The organism is Streptomyces telluris, from assembly GCF_024519335.1.
In the GTDB taxonomy this organism is placed as follows: Bacteria; Actinomycetota; Actinomycetes; order Streptomycetales; family Streptomycetaceae; genus Streptomyces; species Streptomyces telluris.
This window is the reverse complement of the sequence record NZ_JANIID010000010.1, coordinates 149,189-165,920: the sequence shown is the minus strand read 5'-3', so window position 1 is coordinate 165,920 and position 16,732 is coordinate 149,189. Positions and strand designations below refer to the sequence as shown.

At 75.5% G+C, this 16,732-nt stretch carries 12 protein-coding genes; 6 read left to right on the top strand and 6 right to left on the bottom strand.

Going from position 1 to position 16,732, the window contains the following annotated elements; all coding sequences use genetic code 11:
• Window positions 1-116: 116 nt before the first annotated feature.
• Window positions 117-1,289 (top strand): MoxR family ATPase, encoded by a 1,173-nt coding sequence (locus tag NQU55_RS14325; protein ID WP_168094431.1) that lies wholly within the window; start codon window positions 117-119, stop codon window positions 1,287-1,289.
• Window positions 1,289-5,542 carry an FxSxx-COOH system tetratricopeptide repeat protein gene (fxsT, locus tag NQU55_RS14320; protein ID WP_168094430.1) on the top strand — a complete coding sequence of 1,418 codons (4,254 nt, stop codon included), beginning with the start codon at window positions 1,289-1,291 and terminating at the stop codon, window positions 5,540-5,542. Before NQU55_RS14325 ends, fxsT begins: the two co-directional genes overlap by 1 nt.
• Here the strand turns inward: fxsT and NQU55_RS14315 are convergent.
• The 3 genes from NQU55_RS14315 to NQU55_RS14305 all read right to left on the bottom strand — a co-directional run bounded on the left by NQU55_RS14315 (window position 5,447) and on the right by NQU55_RS14305 (window position 9,112).
• Window positions 5,447-7,588 (bottom strand): aKG-HExxH-type peptide beta-hydroxylase, encoded by a 2,142-nt coding sequence (locus NQU55_RS14315; protein WP_256790633.1) that lies wholly within the window; start codon window positions 7,586-7,588, stop codon window positions 5,447-5,449. The genes fxsT and NQU55_RS14315 overlap by 96 nt on opposite strands.
• Before the next feature lie 51 nt (window positions 7,589-7,639).
• On the bottom strand, window positions 7,640-7,861 hold the full coding sequence (locus NQU55_RS14310) for a hypothetical protein (protein ID WP_168096736.1): 222 nt from the start codon (window positions 7,859-7,861) through the stop codon (window positions 7,640-7,642).
• A 75-nt stretch (window positions 7,862-7,936) separates the two neighbouring features.
• Window positions 7,937-9,112: an FAD-dependent monooxygenase gene (locus tag NQU55_RS14305; RefSeq protein ID WP_168096735.1), complete on the bottom strand. Its 1,176-nt coding sequence runs from the start codon at window positions 9,110-9,112 to the stop codon at window positions 7,937-7,939.
• A gap of 156 nt (window positions 9,113-9,268) precedes the next feature.
• On the opposite strand from NQU55_RS14305, the gene NQU55_RS14300 reads away from it, so the two are divergent.
• A complete protein-coding gene (locus tag NQU55_RS14300) occupies window positions 9,269-9,703 on the top strand; it encodes a YciI family protein (protein ID WP_256790632.1) in 435 nt (144 codons plus the stop codon).
• Window positions 9,704-9,989: 286 nt separating this feature from the next.
• Window positions 9,990-11,441 carry a sensor histidine kinase gene (locus NQU55_RS14295; RefSeq protein ID WP_168095999.1) on the top strand — a complete coding sequence of 484 codons (1,452 nt, stop codon included), beginning with the start codon at window positions 9,990-9,992 and terminating at the stop codon, window positions 11,439-11,441.
• Between the two features lie 132 nt (window positions 11,442-11,573).
• On the opposite strand, the gene NQU55_RS14290 is transcribed toward NQU55_RS14295, so the two are convergent.
• Window positions 11,574-12,281 carry a response regulator gene (locus tag NQU55_RS14290; protein ID WP_168096001.1) on the bottom strand — a complete coding sequence of 236 codons (708 nt, stop codon included), beginning with the start codon at window positions 12,279-12,281 and terminating at the stop codon, window positions 11,574-11,576.
• Between the two features lie 264 nt (window positions 12,282-12,545).
• Here NQU55_RS14290 and NQU55_RS14285 point away from each other — a divergent pair, with 264 nt between their 5' ends.
• On the top strand, window positions 12,546-13,820 hold the full coding sequence (locus NQU55_RS14285) for a globin domain-containing protein (RefSeq protein ID WP_168096000.1): 1,275 nt from the start codon (window positions 12,546-12,548) through the stop codon (window positions 13,818-13,820).
• 82 nt (window positions 13,821-13,902) lie between these two features.
• Window positions 13,903-14,370: a pyridoxamine 5'-phosphate oxidase family protein gene (locus tag NQU55_RS14280; RefSeq protein WP_256790631.1), complete on the top strand. Its 468-nt coding sequence runs from the start codon at window positions 13,903-13,905 to the stop codon at window positions 14,368-14,370.
• A gap of 200 nt (window positions 14,371-14,570) precedes the next feature.
• On the opposite strand, the gene NQU55_RS14275 is transcribed toward NQU55_RS14280, so the two are convergent.
• Both NQU55_RS14275 and NQU55_RS14270 read right to left on the bottom strand, forming a co-directional pair.
• A complete protein-coding gene (locus NQU55_RS14275; protein WP_256790630.1) occupies window positions 14,571-15,353 on the bottom strand; it encodes a sirohydrochlorin chelatase in 783 nt (260 codons plus the stop codon).
• 3 nt (window positions 15,354-15,356) lie between these two features.
• Window positions 15,357-16,670, bottom strand: coding sequence for a nitrate/nitrite transporter (locus NQU55_RS14270; protein ID WP_256790643.1), 1,314 nt, complete (start codon window positions 16,668-16,670; stop codon window positions 15,357-15,359).
• Between the last annotated feature and the right edge of the window lie 62 nt (window positions 16,671-16,732).

Below are 16,732 nucleotides of genomic sequence, written 5' to 3'. Positions count from 1 at the left end.
CCGGCGACCCCGCCCGCGGCGGCCCGTCCCGTCCCGGCGATTCCACCCGGCCCGGCGATTTCACCCGCCCCGAGGCGTCCACCCCTCCCGACGAGTTCGCCCGCGCCCGCTGGTGGATCTACCGCGGCACCGGTGAGCGGCTGCACGACACCTCCCTCGCCGAGCTGCTGCCCCCTCCCCCGCCCTGGCGGCAGTTCACCGGGAGCCCGGTGCAGCCGCCCCCGACCACGGACGACGAGGAGGCCGTGCGCCGGCTCGGCGCGCACCCCCCGCTGCGCACGCTGTCCGCCTTCTCGCGCCGCGAGGCGGAGATGGTCAACGCCGCCCTGCTGCTGCGCCGCCCGCTGCTGGTCAGCGGACGGCCGGGCACCGGCAAGTCCAGCCTCGCCTACCGCATCAGCCGCGAGCTGCGCCTGGGCCGCGTCCTGCGCTGGCACATCACCAGCCGCACCACCCTCCAGCAGGGGCTGTACGAGTACGACGCGGTCGCCCGCGTCCAGGACACGGCGGCGGTGCACGCGGCGGCCGGCGGAGGCCCGGGCGCCGCGCTCGGCGCCGCACCCGGCACCACGCCCGGGACCCGCCCCCCGCAGCCGGCGGTCCAAGCCCCGCGGCCCTCGCAGCCGCCCCCGGCGACCTGGCAGCCCCAGGAACCCCATCAGCCCCAGCAACTCCAGCAATCCCAGCAGGACCTCGGCGACTACATTCAGCTCGGCCCGCTGGGCACGGCCCTCCTCCCTTACGCCGCACCGCGCGTCCTGCTGGTCGACGAGCTGGACAAGAGCGACCTCGACTTCACCACCGACCTGCTCGACGTCTTCGAGGAAGGCTCGTTCGCCATCCCGGAGCTGCTGCGGATCCGGCGCCGGCACCCGGTCGTCACGGTGTGGACCGACGACCCCGACGGCGAGGCCGCCGTCGCCGCGGGCCGGGTCACCTGCCGCGCCTTCCCCGTCGTCGTCATGACGACGAACGGCGAGCGCGAGTTCCCTCCCGCCTTCCTGCGCCGCTGCCTGGTGCTGCATGTGCCCGAGCCCAGCGCGAAGGACCTGATGGACGTGCTGGAGGCGCACTTCGGCGGGGCGGCCGCCGGGCAGTGGGGCAGCGCGCTGATCCAGCGGTTCCTCGACCGCAGCCGGGAGCGGGGCGGACTGTCCATCGACCAGCTCCTCAACTCCCTCTACCTGGCCGCCTCGCAGCGCACCACCGACCGCACCGAGGACCTGCTGGGCCTGGCCGAGGCCCTGTGGCACCGGCTCGACGGGAGCGGGCCCGGAATGGGGGCCTGATGGCCGGGCGCGTGCGCGGCCCGTCGTCACCGCGCTCCTGGCTGGAGCTGAGGGACGCGGTGTACCTGGCCGCATGTCAGGACGCCGCGGTGCCCGTACGCGACCAGCCGCCCGTACGCGACCAGCCGCTCGTACACGGCCAACCGCTTGCACGCGACCAGCTGTCCGGACAAGTCCCACTGCCCATCCCCAGCCCCTCTTCCATCCCCAGCCCCTCCTCCGCCCCCGGCTCCCCTTCCGCCCCCGGGCCCGAAGCCGGCCCCCACCCCCACCCGGACGCCGCCGACGCCTGGCCCGCCGCCCCGCCGCTCCCCGACAGCATCGCCCTGAGCCGTGCCCTCAGGCAGTTGCGCACCCACCACCCCGGCCCGGGCGGCCGGCGGCTGGACTCCCGCGCCCTCGCGGGTCACGCGGCGGCGGGGATGGTGCTCTGGCCGGGCGGCCACGCCGCCGGTACGCAGCGCCTCGCCCTGTCCCTGCTCGTGGACCGCGGCCCGACCATGGCCGTCTGGCAGGACACGGTGCGCCGGCTGCGGAAGCTGGTGGAGCAGACGGGCGCGTTCGGCTCCGTGAGGATGTCCCCTCTGAGCATGTCCCCGCTCGACACGGTCGGCGGGTCCACCGCCGCCCGCCGGCGCGGGGCCGCGTCCGCCGCGGGGCTGACCGGCCCGGGGCGGATCGTCCTCGTCCTCACCGACGGGGCCGCACCGGCCTGGCGCAACGGCGACGCGGCCGCCCGCCTGTGGTCCCTCGCGCAGGCCTCCCCCACGGCCGTGCTCAGCCTGGCGCCCCAGGAGCTGTGGGAGTTCACGCTGCCCAGCGCCGTCGGGGCGCGGCTGACCACGCGCGGGCCGGCGGTGGCCAACCGCTTCTACCGGGTGCGCGACATCAGCGACCCGTCGGCGGGCCTCGACGACGCGCCGACGCCCGGCGCCGTGCCCCCGGCGACCGCCCCGGTGCCCCTCCTGGAGCTCACCCCCGCCTCGCTGCGCGCCTGGGCGCACCTCGTCGCCTCGCCGGGCGGGCGGCACGACGTGGCCGTGCTGCTCGCGCAGGCCGGCGGCGACCTGGGGGCCCGCGCCCACCACGACCTGGTCCTCGATCTGACGGCGTCCCGGCCGGGGCGTCCCTACGAGGCCGTCCGGCACTTCCTGCGGAAGGCGTCCCCCGAGGCGTTCGCCCTGGCGCGCCGCCTCGCCGCCGCACCGCTCAACCTGCCCGTGATGCGGCTGATCCAGCGGGCGCTGCCCGGCGCGGAGGACTGGAACCTCGCCGAGATCGTGCTCTTCGGGCTGCTGGTCCGCACCGGTGCCCACGCCGATGCCGAGGATGCCGAGCGGGTCTCCTTCGACTTCGCGGCGGGTGTCCGGGAGGAGCTGCTGGCGCTCGGCACCCGGGCCGAGACGATGGGCGTGCTGCGTCTGGTCGCCGAGCGGCTCGGTCCGCGCCTGGCCTCGTCCGTTCCGGGCGGGGGCGCCCTGGTGGCCTGGCGGGCCGACGCGCCCGACCCGCCGGTGAACGACCGGACGCGTCCCTTCGTGGAGCCGCTGCAGAGCGCGCTGCTCGCCCTCTCGGGGCCCTACCATTCCCGTGCGGTCCGGCTGAGGTCCCTGCTGGGGACCGGGACTTCGCCGGACGACCGGCCATCGCCTCATCCGTCCACGGCGTCGTCCGCCGCCGCCGGGCCGGAACTCCCATCGTCGCGGGTCCAGGGAGGATCCATGTCCGCCGATGACCAACCCGTCCTTCCGTCCGAGCGACCGGAGATCACCGTGCCGCAGCGGCTCTGGGGCAACGTCCCCCAGCGGAACAGGAACTTCACGGGCCGCGAAGAGCTCCTGGAACGGCTGCACCAGCGTCTGTCGACGGGCGTCACCGCCGTCCTCCCCGAGGCCCTGCACGGCATGGGCGGGGTCGGGAAGTCCCAGATCGCCGTGGAGTACGTCTACCGGAACAGCAGGGAGTACCAGCTCATCTGGTGGATCCCCTCCGAACAGACCAACCAGATCGTGCAATCCCTGATCGAGCTGGGGGAACGCATGGGTCTGCAGGCGGGCGCGCGCCGCAGTGCGGTGCCCGTCGTCCTGGAGGCCCTGCGCGTCGGCGAGCCGTACGCGAACTGGCTCCTGATCTTCGACAACGCGGAGGATCCGCACCAGGTGAGGAAGTTCTTCCCGAACGACGGGCCCGGAAAGGTCATGGTCACGTCCCGCAACCCGCAATGGTCGAACCTGGCGAGCTCCCTGGAGGTGGACGTGTTCGTCCGCGAGGAGAGCGTCGCCCTGATCAAACGCCGCAGCCCCCAGATCTCCGACGCCGCCGCCGACCAGGTGGCCGACTCCCTCGGGGACCTGCCGCTCGCCGTCGAGCAGGCCGCCGTGTGGCTCGCCGAGACCGGCATGCCCGTGGACCAGTACCTGGACCTCTTCGAGTCGAAGTACGAGGAGCTGCTGAGGGTCGCCCCGCCGGCCGACTACCAGCTTCCCGTCGCGGCCGCCTGGAACCTGTCGCTGGACCGCCTCCGCGACGACCACCCCGCCGCCCTCCAGCTGCTGCAGGTCTGTGCGTTCTTCGCGCCCGAGCCGATCGACTGGTACTTCTTCTCCGCCGTGCGCGGCGTGGCCGCACCGCCCGCGCTGCGCGCCACCCTGGACGACCCCATCAAACTCGGCCGCGCCGTACGGGAGATCGGCCGCTATGCCCTCGCCCGGATCGACCACCGGAAGTCGACCATCCAGGTCCACCGCCTGGTGCAGCGGGTCCTCATCGAGCAGATGAACAGCGCGGAGCGCGCCGAGATGCGCCACTGCGCCCACCAGATCCTCGCCCACTCCGACCCCCGCAGCCCGCGCCGGTCCCGCGAGTGGCCCCGCTACTCGGCGCTCCTGCCCCACGTGCGGTCCTCGAGGATGCTGGAGTGCGAGGACCCGTGGGCGCGCGAACTCGTCCTCAACGAGGCCCGGTTCCTCGTCGCCCGCAGCGACTACAAGGACGCCCTGGACATGGCCGACGAGGCCGCCGACACGTGGCGGCGGCTGCTCGGGGACGACCACGAGCAGGTCATCAAGATGGACCAGGTCCGGGCCGAGAGCCTGCGCTGGCGCAGCCGCTACGGCGAGGCGTACGCGCTCCAGTCGGAGCTCGTCGAACGCTGCCACCGGGTGCTCGGCGAGCGCCACGAGGCCACCCTGCGCGCCCTGAGCTTCCTGGCGCTCCTCTTCCGCGCCCGCGGCGACTTCTACCGCGCGCGCGAAATGGACCAGCAGGCCTACGAGACCATGCTGCGCGAATTCGGCCCCGACGATCCGGGCACCCTGCAGGCCGCGTCCAACTACGGCGTCAGCCTCCGCCTCGCCGCCGACATGGAGGAGGTCCACCGGCTCGACGAGGACACCTACCAGCGCAGGGTCGAAGTGCTCGGCGACGACCACCAGCAGACGCTCACCAGCCTGCACTGCATCTGCATCAACCTCCAGGAGCTCGGCCGCTACCGGGAGGCCCTGGAGAAGCAGGAGGAGCTCCGGGCCAAGGTCGTCGCCATGCTCGGGGAGGACCACGCCCTCGCGACGTGGGTGGGCCGCGAACTCTCGGTGACCCGTCGCAAGCTCGGGGACCTCCACGGCGCGCTGGCGCTGTCCTCGCGGGCCCCCGAGGTCTTCCGGGCGAAGAACAAGGAGGACACCCTCGACATGGCGTGGGCGCAGCTGAACCACGCCACCGACCTGCGCCAGAGCGGCGACCTGACGGCCGCGGCCGAGCTCGGGCGGGAGGCCATGGCCCTGTGCCGCCGCCTCCTCGGCGACAGCCACCCTCACACGTACGCCACCGCCACGAACCTGTCCGTGACGCTGCGCCTGCTCGGCCGGATCGAGGAGGCGCGCTGCCTCGGCGAGAAGGCGGTGGACGGGCTGCGGAGCGCCCTCGGCCCGGACCACCTGCGCACGCTGCTCGCCCGGACGAACCTCGCCAGCGACCTCGCCGCGCTCGGCGAGATCCAGCAGGCCCACGACATGGGCGTCGAGCTGCTCGCCCGGAGCATCGCCGCCCGCGGCATGTGCCACCCGGAGACCCTGGCCATCCGGCTGAACCTCTCCTACGACATCAAGGGCCTCGGCCGGACCCGCAAGGCGCGGGAGATGTACGAGCTGGCCCTGGAGTCATTCCGGGAGGTGCTGGGGCCCGAGCACCAGGCCACGTTGGACGCGACCCGGTCGCTGCGCGCCAACTGCGACATCGACATGCTGAGCCTCTGACGCGGGCTGCTCCGGCGGCCGTGGCGACGGCTGTGGTGATGGTGGCGATGGTGCCGGTGTCGGTGTCGGTGGCAGGGGCGGTGGTGTCGGTGGCAGGGGCGGTGGCGTCGCGGCCGGCGCAGGGCCTTCCGTCTCCCCGGTGGTGCCCGAAGCGAGCCACTGCGCCAGTTCCTCGGGGCCCGGCAGGGCCGTCGCCCCGCCGCGCGCCAGGGCCGCGTGGAGCGCCAGCACCAGCTCCGGGCGCTCGACGAGCGCGCCCGGGGGCCCCTCCCCCGCCAGACCGAGGCCGATCCAGGCGGACGGGCACCCGGCGGGGGAGGCCGCACGGCCCTGCTCCGTCCTGCGGAAGCGCGCCAGTGCCTCGCCGGTGTCGCCGGCCACCAGGGCGGCGTCGGCCGGCGTGGCCCCGGCCGTCCGCCACGGGGAGTCCGCCCCGGCCAGGAGGCCCTCCCTCACCCGGTCGAAGGCCCTCCCGCCGCTGAGCCACAGCCGGGACAGCCAGGTACGGGCTCCGCCCCGCACCGCGGGGCGGGGCGCGGGGGCCGCCGTGGCTCCCGGGAGGCCGGCGGGCGGCGGGCGGCCCGCCAGCCAGCGCCGGGCGAGCGCCTCGGCGGCGCGGTCGTCGACGGTCAGGTGGGCGGCGCGCCAGGTGGCCCACAGGTCACGGCAGCACAGCTCGGCGAGGCGGGCGGGCGCGCCGACGACCTTGTCCGTCCACCACTCCCCTGACGCCTCCGCCAGACCCGCCACCACCCCGCCCGCCGCCTCCGTCAGGCCCGTCGCACCGCGCAGGGCGGCCAGGGCCGTGCGGACCTGCCAGCGGTGGAAGGCGAACTCGAACTCCGCCCGCTCTCCCTCCGGATGACGGCGCTCGCGCCAGAACTCGGCGACGCCGGCGAAGGCGTGGGCCCCGTAGAGGAGGCCGCGGAGGGGGCGGGGGTCCTCGCGCCACGGGGCGAAGTACAGGCGCTCGGGGCCCTCGCGCACCGGCACGAACAGGGGGGCCAGGTCGCCCACGGCGGTGAGGAGCTGGTGACGGGCCTCGTGGATCAGCGTGGCCGCCACCTCCGAGACGTCCTCCGGCAGCGACATCATCACCACCCCGTACGCGTCCGGCACGGACACGCTGATGGGGCGCAGGGGGCTGGGGGTGTCGACCGGGACCAGCGAGCGGACGGTGCCGGAGACCATGCGGTACGCGGCCGGGTGGCCGTGGCGCAACTGCTCCAGGGCCTCGCCGACCCGGACGTCCCAGGCGCGGAGCACGGGGGGCGGGAGGTCCGCGGGGTCGCTCGGCGAGCGGAAGTCGCGGTACGGGGAGAGGTGGTCGAGGACGAGACCGCCGTCTCCCTCGCTTCCGTCTCTTCCGGCGCTTCCGGCTTCTTCGGGGTCCCCTGGCCGTCCGGCTTCTCCGGGTGCTCCAGGCCGCCCGGCTTCTCCGGGTCCCCCGACTCCTCCGGGCCCTCCGGCGCCGATGCGGGGCAGCGGCGACCAGCCCTCGGCCGGCTGCGCCGGGTCGTCCGGCAGGCGGACCGAACCGCCGTCCCCGTAGACCACCGTGCCGCCCGGGCCGCACTCCACGCCCACCACCGGCCACTCCCCCCGGGCCACCGCCCCGGTGAGGCCGAGCGAGGGCAGCCAGAGGCGGCCCCGGCGCGCCGGGACGCGCAGGGAGCAGCGGGCGCGGGCCCTGACCGCCGCGGCCGCGGCGAGCGAACCGACGAGGGCCGGGCCCGCCCAGGGCGGGACGTCCCCCGGGGTCGCCGACGCGCCGTGCGCCGGCCGCCGCAGGAGCCGGAACGCCCAGGCGGCCACGGCGGGATCGCGCAGGACGGCTTCCACGGCCTCCGGACACGCGCGCTGCACGGCCGCCAGCTGCGCCCAGGCCACCGCGGGGCGGGTGGCGGGTGCGCCCGCGGGCGGGCGGGCGGCGGGCTCCGCCGGCCCGGCACGGTCCTGGGCGGCCGCGAGCGCCAGCAGCAGGCGGCTGCGCTGCGCCGAGGCCAGCAGCGCCAGGTCCGGCCCGGCCACCTCGCCGGTGGCCACGGCTCGCAGCGTCCGCAGCGGCAGCCGGTACGGCTCAGCGCTGATCAACTGTCAGGGCCGGGACCCGCTCCGCGCCCACGGCGCGCTCCCGCACGGCGCGGTCATCTCGCCCTGGCACAGCGGGGAGGACCCGTCGGCCAGCCGGCTCCGCAGGGCGTCGAGGGCTTCGGGCAGGCCGTCCACCTCGCGCAACTCGTCCAGGGCTACGCCCGAGAGGTCGATGAGGTCGGACCGCATGGTGCCCGTCCCGGTGGTTCCCGCCCTGTCCGCCATACCCCCATGGTGACCGAAGCGCCCCCGGCGCGGAACCCCCGAACTCCCGCAGCCGGACAGGCCGTTGAGTCACCCCTACCTCAGCGCCCGCCCCAGCACCCCCCTCGTCCTCCCCGCCAGGGCCGTCGCCACGTAGCGGTCCACGCCCGGCAGGCGGGCGGCGCGCAGGGCCAGGCGGCGCGCCTGCAGTTCCGTCTGCGAGCCGGGGAGGAACCAGCGCACGCCCCGCCGGGCCGCCCGCTGCTTCTCCTCGACCACCGGTCGCCACCTCTCCTCGTACCGCCGCAGCGCCGTCCCGACCGACGGGGCCCCGGCCAGTTGCTCGGCGAGGAGGTAGGCGCCGGCCATGCCGAGCGAGGCGCCCTGGCCGGCGAGGAGGGACACCGCGTAGCAGGCGTCGCCGACGAGGGTCACGTGCCCCTGGCTCCAGCACGGCACCTCCACCTGGGCGACGAGGTCGTAGTACACCTCGTCGCCGGGCGGGCAGGCGCGCAGCGCCCGCGGGACGACCCAGCCGAGGCCGCCGTATTCGCGGCGCAGCGTCTCCCGCGGGTCGTCCGGGAGGGCGGGGTCGGCGGAGCGGTGGACGGCGAAGGCCGCCACGCGGCCGTCGCGCAGGCTGTAGAAGCCCATCTGGCGGTCGGTGGTGTCGGTGAGGACGAAGTTCCGCCGACCGACTGCGTGGATCTCCGGGTCCTCGAAGACGAACGCCGCGGTGTGGAAGCCGAGGCGGCGCACGTAGCGCTCGTCGGCGCCGAAGGCGAGCCCGCGGACGGCCGAGTGCACGCCGTCCGCGCCGACGACGACGTCCGCCGCGACCTCCGTGCCGTCGGTGAGCGTGGCGGCCGCGCCGTCCGGGTGGTGGGTGACCGCGGTGAGCCCCGTCCCGAACCGCACGTCGACCTTGCCCGGCAGGCTCTCGTACAGCGCCCGTTCGAGGTCCGGCCGCATGATGCTGATCAGGTGGCCGCCGGCGGCCCTGCCGAAGCGCTCGTAGCTCAGGCCGGCCCGCGTGCGGCCCTCCTCGTCCACGTAGCGGAGGGCGTCCACCGCGTAGCCGAGCTCCTGCAGCCGGGGCAGCAGGCCCATCTCGCGGGCGGCCGTGTAGCCGGGACCGAAGAAGTCGATCATGTAGCCCTGGGTGCGGAGGGCGTCGGCCTTCTCCAGGACCACCACCTCCCAGCCGTGGTCGCCGAGGCACCGCGCGAGGGCGAGCCCCGCGATCCCACCACCGCAGATCAGGGCCTTCATCCCGTGCAGCCTCCCTCGCGCGTCGTCCGCCGCCCCCGGAACCCGACATGTGCCCGCGCCGGCCGCCCCCACACGTCTCCCCGCGCGGCCCCACCCGTCCCCCCGCCCGGCTCACCCGGCCGGGCGTACTGCCCGGTAGTCCCCGACAGTGGCGTCATGAGGTACCTCGTCATGGTGCAGGGCTCGCAGGCCGACTACGACGCGATGAACGGCAGGGCGTCCGCCCACAGCCCCGCGTGGAGCGAGGAGGACCTGCGGGCGATGTTCGCCTTCATGGGGAAGATCGGCGAGGACCTTGCCGCGTCCGGCGAACTCATCGACGCCAACGGCCTCGCCGAACCGGCGCGGACCCTCTGGGTGAGCAGCGGCCCCGACGGCGTCCCCGTCATCACCGACGACCCGTACGGCGAGACGACCCCGCTCCCCGCCGGCTACTGGGTCCTGGACTGCGCCACCCAGGAACGCGTCACCGAAATCGCCGCCCGCATCACCCACTGCCCCGGCCCCGAGGGCCTCACCGGCCACCCGGTGGTCATCCGCCCCATCCTGGACAGCGGGGCGGAGGCCGCCGGGGGGCGGGGGACGGGCTGAAGCGAGCGGAGCCGGGGGGAGTTCCGGGCAACGTGGGAGGGGACGCCGCTCCCCCCGGCCTCTGGGCAGTCTTGCCCGTGGCGGGGTGCGGCAACAGGGCCGTGCGGGCCCCTTTCCCGGGGCCGGGCGGCCCTGTCGTACGCTGCTGGACAGGTATCTGGCCCGGGGAGCAGTCATGACGGAAACCGCAGATCAGACCGCTGATCCGACCACTGATCCGACCTCTGATCCCACCGGTGATCCGACCGGTGATCACATAGTCGGCGGGTTACCGTCCGCCGATCGGATGCGCGGGCTCCTCGACGCCGTCATGAGCCTCGGGCACGGGCTGGAGCTGCCCCAGGTCCTGCACGGGATCGTCGAGGCCGCGGTCACGCTCACCGATGCCGAGTACGGCGCGCTCGGGATCGTCGGCGACGGGGGGACGCTGTCGGAGTTCCTGCCCGTCGGCATGTCCGAGGAGCTCACCGCGCGCATCGGGCGCACCCCCTGCGGCCGCGGCATCCTCGGGGAGCTCATCCGCAACCCCGCCCCGCTGCGGCTCACCGACCTCAACCGGCACCCGCGCAGCTACGGCTTCCCCGCGCACCATCCGCCCATGCGCACGTTCCTGGGCGTGCCGGTGCGCGTCCGCGAGGAGGTCTTCGGCAACCTCTACCTCACCGAGAAGCGGGGCGGCGCCGCCTTCGACGCCGACGACGAGGCCGTCCTCACCACGCTCTCCATCGCCGCGGGCGTGGCCATCGACAACGCCCGCATGTACCACGAGAGCCGCCGCCGCGAGCGCTGGCTGCAGGCGCTCGGCGAGATCACCCGCAGCCTGCTGTCCGGCACGGACGCGGACGAGGCGCTGAAGCTGATCGCCGAGCGGGCGCGGGAGGTCGCGGACGCGGACGGCGCCGTCGTCGTGCACGACGGCGAGGACGCCGCCGGCACCGCGCCCGGCGACGGGCCCTCCGTCGTCGTCCCCCTGCCCTCCGGCCCCGGCGCGTGCGGCGCGCTGCGGCTGCACCGGCGGCCCGGGCGGCCCCCGTTCGACGACACCGAGGTGAAGCTGATCTCCGGCTTCGCCGACCAGGCCGCGATCGCCCTCGAACTCGCCCAGCGGCGCGCCGAGTCCGAGGAGCTGGCCGTCCTCCACGACCGCGACCGGATCGCCCGCGACCTGCACGACCTGGCCATCCAGCGGCTCTTCGCCACCGGCATGACCCTGCAGAGCGCCACCCGGCTGATCGACCGGCCCGAAGCCGCCGAGCGCGTCGGCCGGGCCGTCGACGACCTGGACACCACGATCCAGATCATCCGGTCGACCATCTTCGGGCTGCGGACGGCGGGCGACGGCCGCGGCGGCGGGCCCAGCCTGCGGCGCGGCATGGCCGAGGCGGTCCAGGCGGCCACGCGGACGCTGGGCTTCGCCCCCGCCCTGCGCATCGAGGGCCCCGCCGACACCGACGTTCCCGGCGAACTCGCCGAGCAGGTCCTCGCGGTGGCCGTGGAAGCCCTCAGCAACGCGGCCCGCCACGCCCGCGCCCGCCGCGTGGACGTCGCCCTGACGGTGGACGCCTCCTCGGCCACCCTCACCGTCACCGACGACGGCGTGGGCGTCGGCTCCGCGCCCCGGCGCGGCGGGCTGGCCAACATGCGGTGCCGCGCCGAACTGCACGGTGGGCACCTGGCCGTGGAGACGCCCGAGGGCGGGGGGACGCGGATCGTGTGGAGCGTGCCGCTGCCGGACTGAGGGACACCGGCTTAGGGGCACCGGCTGGGGGACACCGGCTGGGGGACACCATCTGAGAGACACCGGCCGAAGGACACCGACTGAGGGACACCGGCCGCCGGGGCCGGGGCTCACGGCCGGGGAGCCCCCGCCTCAGCCGTTCCGCACCTTCCCCGCGATCACCGCCGCCTGCACCCTCCGGCCCACCCCCAGCTTCGCCAGGATCGACGAGATCCGGTTCTTGACCGTCTTCTCCGCGAGGAACAGCCGGTCCGCGATCTGGCGGTTCGTCAGGCCCTCGCCGATGAGGTCGAGGATCTCCCGCTCGCGCGGCGAGAGACGGTCCAGTTCCGACGTCTCCGGCACCTCCGGCTCGCTCGGCTCGCGCAGGCGGGCCATCACCCGGGACGCCGTGCGCGGGTCGAGCGTCGACTTCCCGGTGGCCACCGTCCGCACCGCGGACACCAGCTCCGAGCCGTTGATCTGCTTGAGGACGTAGCCCGCGGCGCCCGCCATGATGGCGTCGAAGAGGGCCTCGTCGTCGTCGAAGGACGTGAGCATCAGGCAGGCCAGCCCGGGCATCCGGGCGCGCAGTTCACGGCAGACCTCGATGCCGCCGTGGTCGCCGCCGTCCTCGCCCGACTCGCCGAGGCGCACGTCGAGTACGGCGACGTCCGGGCGGGACGCGGGCACGCGCGAGAGGGCCTCGCGGCCCGTCGCCGCCTCCCCCACGACCTCGATGTCCGGCTCCGCTTCGAGGAGGTCGCGGACACCGCGGCGGACCACCTCGTGGTCGTCGAGGATGAAGACCCGCAAGGGGGCCGTCTCCGCAGACTCGTCCGGGGTGACTTGCGGGGCCATGTCCGTATCGGTCCGTTCCATACGAGGCAGTATGTCCGGGCCGCGCGGAGGCGCCGCGTCCGGGCCCGGCGGGGGCGCGGCGCACCGGGTGCGGGCGCCCCCGCCGGGACCCGCTCGCACAGACCCCGCAACCAGCTCACACCCCGCCCCCACGGCCCCGATAGGGCCGAACGGCCCTGCGGACCGGGGCCGGGCGGGCCCGCCGGCCCGTTGCGATACTGGCGCGTCCCAGCCCGCGCGAGGAGCTCGAGGAGCTGCCGACCCGTGAACCCCGTCAACGACTCCTACCACTCCCTCCTCGCCCGGCACGACGCGATGCGTCTGCGCCGGCAGCTGCTGTCCCCGGGGGCGCGGCAGGCGGCGGAAGGGGCCGGCGAGCGGGCCGGGTCGCCACCGCCCGAGCGGCCCTACGACGGCGCCGCCGACCAGCGCGTGATCGTCGACCACCTCGAACTCGTCACGCCCTTCGGCGACTTGATCGGCCACCTCTACGACGCGATGTTCGCGCACTGGCCCTACCTGCGGCGCCTCTTCCCTGACTCGATGGAGTTCCAGCGCAGGCACCTCGAAGGGATCTTCTGGTACCTGATCGAGAACCTGCACGACCCGGACGAGGTGGCGTCCGTCTTCACCCGCCTCGGCCGCGACCACCGCAAGCTGGGCGTACGGCCCGCGCACTACCGGGCGTTCGAGGCCGCGCTGTGCGAGGCGCTGCGCCGCACGGCGGGCCCGCGGTGGAACGAGGCCATGGAGCAGGCGTGGGTGCGGATGCTGCGGTTCGCGGTGGCGGCGATGGTCCGGGGCGCGGAGGCCGCGCTCGGCGAGCCGCCCGCCTGGCAGGCCACGGTCACCGGGCACGAGCTGCGCCGCCCGGACCTGGCCGTCCTGCGCGTGCGGCCGCACGAGCCGTACCCGTACCGGGCCGGGCAGTTCGCGGCGGTGGCCTCGCCGCTGCTGCCGCAGGCGTGGCGGCAGTACTCGCTGGCCTGCGCGCCCCGGCCGGACGGCGAGCTGGAGTTCCACGTGCGGCTGACCGGCCGCGGCGGGGTCAGCGAGGCCCTCGTGGCCCGCACCCGCCCCGGCGACACGCTGCGGCTCGGCCCGGCGAGCGGCACGATGACCCTCGACGACGACCTCGCGCACGACCTGCTGCTCGTGGCGAGCGGCACCGGGTGGGCGGCGGCGAAGGCCCTGCTGCAGGACCTGGCCGCCCGCCGGAGCACGCACCGCGCCGCGCACCTCTTCCTCGGGGTCCGGCACCCCTCCGCGCTCTACGACACCGAGGCGCCGGACGAACTGCGGCGCCGCTACCCGTGGCTGAAGGTCACCCAGGTAATCGGGGAGGGGCCGGGGCCCGGTGAGCACCACGCGCTGGCGGAGGCCGTCGCGGGCCACGGGCGCTGGGCCCGGCACCTCGCCTACGTCAGCGGGCCGCCGTCCATGGTCGGCCCGCTCGTGGCCCGGCTCACGGCGGGCCCCTCCCCGGCGCTCCCGGCCGCCCGCGTCCGCCACGATCCGCTGCCGGACCGTGCCCAGTGACCGGGAGCCGGCCCTGACCCGCCCCCGCCCAGGGGCCGAACGGCCCCTGGCACGCGGTGATCGGCTCGCCTGTACTGGTGGGGTGAGCGACGCCACCGCACCTCCCCGTCACCGGGTCGAACTCAGCCGCGCCGAGTCCCTCCGGCTCCTGGGCAGCGTCTCCCTGGGCCGGGTCGTCTTCACCCGCCGCGCCCTGCCCGCCATCCGGCCGGTCAACCACGTCGTGGACGGCGGGGACGTCGTCATCCGCACCCACGAGGGCGCTGCCCTCGCCGGGCTCGCGGCGCGTCCGGAGCAAACGCGGGCGGCCGGTAACCGTGACCCGGGCCAGGGCGTGGTCGTCGCCTACGAGGCCGACGCCATCGACCCCGGGACCCACCTCGGCTGGAGCGTCGTGGTCACCGGCTACTGCACGCTGGTCACCGACCCGGGCGAGCTCGCCCGCTACGAGGCCCTGCTGGAGCCGTGGTGGGACGAGCGGATGGACTGCGCGGTACGGATCCGGCCGTCGCTCGTCACGGGCGTCCGCCTGACGAACGGGTTCGCCTGACGAACGGCTCCGGTTGACCGGCGGCTCCGGTTGACCAGCGGCTCCGCTTGACCAGCAGGTCCGCTTGACCAGCAGGTCCGGTTGGCCAACGGACGCGGCTGACGAACGGACGCGACACTCCGCCGGGCCGCGTCCCCCTGACGGCGGCGTCCCCGGCGCCCCGTCTCCCCCCGGCCGGCCGCCTGACGAACAGCCTCCCGTCAGGCGGCCCCCCGCCGTACGGCTTCCCGCCGTACGGTTTCCCGCCCTGCGGCGTGCCGCCCCGCGCCTTCCCGCCGCACCGCTTCCTCGTACCGCCGTACGACCAGCCGCGCCACGGCCTCGTGCGGCCCGAGCGGGTCCGCGACGAGCCGGGTCCCCGCTCCCCTGCGGACCGTCTCGCTGAAGTGCCCGGGCGCCGTCAGATAGGTGGCGACGGCTACGTCCTCGTGCCCCTCGGCCCGCAGGGCGGCCACGGCGTCGCCGGGTCTCGTACCGCACCCGGCCGCGTGCGCGGGCACCACGCGCGTTCCCAGTCCGAGGGCGAGCAGCCGCGCCATGCGGGCGGTGTCCACCGTCGCGGCGGGGTCGGAGGAGCCTGCCGCGGCGAGCACGACCGGCGCCGTGGACCGCTCCGGCCGCCCGGCCTCGGCCAGCCGCCCCGCGAGGGCCTCGGCGAGCAGCGGGTGCGGGCCGAGCGCGGGGGCGGTGCGGCAGTGCAGCCACGGCGCGGCCGCCACGGCGGCGGGGACGTCCGAGCGCAGGTGGTAACCGGTGCCGAGGAGCAGCGGTACGAGCACGGCCGTGCCGTCGAGCCCGGCCAGGACCGACTCCAGCGACGGCGACGCGAGGCCGAGGTGGCCGACCCGGACGTCGAGCCCGGGCCGCAGCTCCCGTACGCGCTGCACCAGCGACTCGGTCACGGCGACCCCGGCCGGGCTGCGGGTGCCGTGGGCGACGGCGACGAGGGCGGGAGCTTCCGCGCGCAGTCGGAACGCGGTCATCCCTCACACCCCGTCCAGCCGGTTCCGGCCCGGCCGGAGGTAGACCGCCCACGTGAGCACCGCGCACAGGGCGTACGTGGCCAGGAAGGCGAGGTACGCCGCGTCGCCGTTGTGCGTGCCCAGGAAGGACTGGCGGAAGGCGAGGTTGACCAGGACGCCGCCGAAGGCGCCCACCGCGCCGGCGACCCCGATCAGCGCCGAGGCGCGGCGGCGTGAGGCCCGTTCGGCCTCGTCGGGGTCCGCGCCGGCCGCGACCGCGGTCCGCGCCTGTGCGCGGAAGATCGCCGGGATCATCTTGTACGTCGAGCCGTTGCCGATGCCGCTGAAGACGAACAGCGCCACGAACCCGGTGACGAACAGCGGCAGGGAGCCCTGCCGCGACGCCGCCAGGACGGTCACGGCGCCCGCGGCCATCGCCCCGTAGTTCCACAGCGTCACCCGCGCCCCGCCCCAGCGGTCGGCGAGCATCCCGCCGTACGGGCGCACCAGCGAGCCGAGCAGCGGGCCGAGGAACGTCAGGCCCGCGGCCGCGACGGGCGTGGCGAAGTCCTCCTGGAACTGCACCTGCAGCACCTGCCCGAAGGCGAAGCCGAAGCCGATGAAGGAGCCGAACGTGCCGACGTAGAGCACGGACATGACCCAGGTGTGCGGCTCCCGGCAGATCTCGCGCAGGGCGCGCCTGTCGTTGCGCACGGCGGTGAGGTTGTCCATGCGCAGCGCGGACCCGAGGGCCGCGAGGGCGATCAGCGGGATGTAGATCAGCGGCAGCAGGCGCGGGTGGCCGCTGCCCGCGGTGGCGAGGACCAGCAGGCCGAGGAGCTGGACGGCGGGGACGCCGAGGTTGCCGCCGCCGGCGTTGATCCCGAGGGCGCGGCCCTTGAGGCGCTGCGGGTAGAAGGCGTTGATGTTGGCCATGGAGGAGGCGAAGTTGCCGCCGCCGACCCCGGCGACGCAGGCGACGGCGAGCAGGGTCCCGTAGGAGACGCCGGGTTCGAGGACGATGCCGGCCAGCACGGTCGGGACGAGCAGCAGGAGGGCGCTGAACACCGTCCAGTTGCGGCCGCCGAAGCGGGCCACGGCGACGGTGTACGGGAGCCGCAGCACGGCGCCGAGCGCCGTCGGCAGGGCGGTGAGCAGGAACTTCCCGGCGGGGTCGATGCCGTACTCGGGTCCGAGGAAGAGGACCAGGACGGACCACAGGCTCCACACGGAGAAGCCGATGTGCTCGGAGAGCACGGAGAAGATCAGGTTGCGGCGGGCGACGCGGGCGCCCGTCTCCTTCCAGAAGACGGGGTCCTCGGGGCGCCAGTCGGCGATGTCGCGGGGGCCGGACGCGGGGGGTGGTGGTGGCGGTGGCTGCGCTTCGGCGGGTGCCTCCG

Coding starts and splice junctions, on each gene's coding strand:
- NQU55_RS14275 (WP_256790630.1), bottom strand. CDS start 15,353: ATGACCGCGTTCCGACTGCGCGCGGAAGCTCCCGCCCTCGTCGCCGTC.
- NQU55_RS14305 (WP_168096735.1), bottom strand. CDS start 9,112: ATGAAGGCCCTGATCTGCGGTGGTGGGATCGCGGGGCTCGCCCTCGCG.
- NQU55_RS14310 (WP_168096736.1), bottom strand. CDS start 7,861: ATGGCGGACAGGGCGGGAACCACCGGGACGGGCACCATGCGGTCCGAC.
- NQU55_RS14300 (WP_256790632.1), top strand. CDS start 9,269: ATGAGGTACCTCGTCATGGTGCAGGGCTCGCAGGCCGACTACGACGCG.
- NQU55_RS14295 (WP_168095999.1), top strand. CDS start 9,990: ATGCGCGGGCTCCTCGACGCCGTCATGAGCCTCGGGCACGGGCTGGAG.
- fxsT (WP_168094430.1), top strand. CDS start 1,289: ATGGCCGGGCGCGTGCGCGGCCCGTCGTCACCGCGCTCCTGGCTGGAG.
- NQU55_RS14290 (WP_168096001.1), bottom strand. CDS start 12,281: ATGGCCCCGCAAGTCACCCCGGACGAGTCTGCGGAGACGGCCCCCTTG.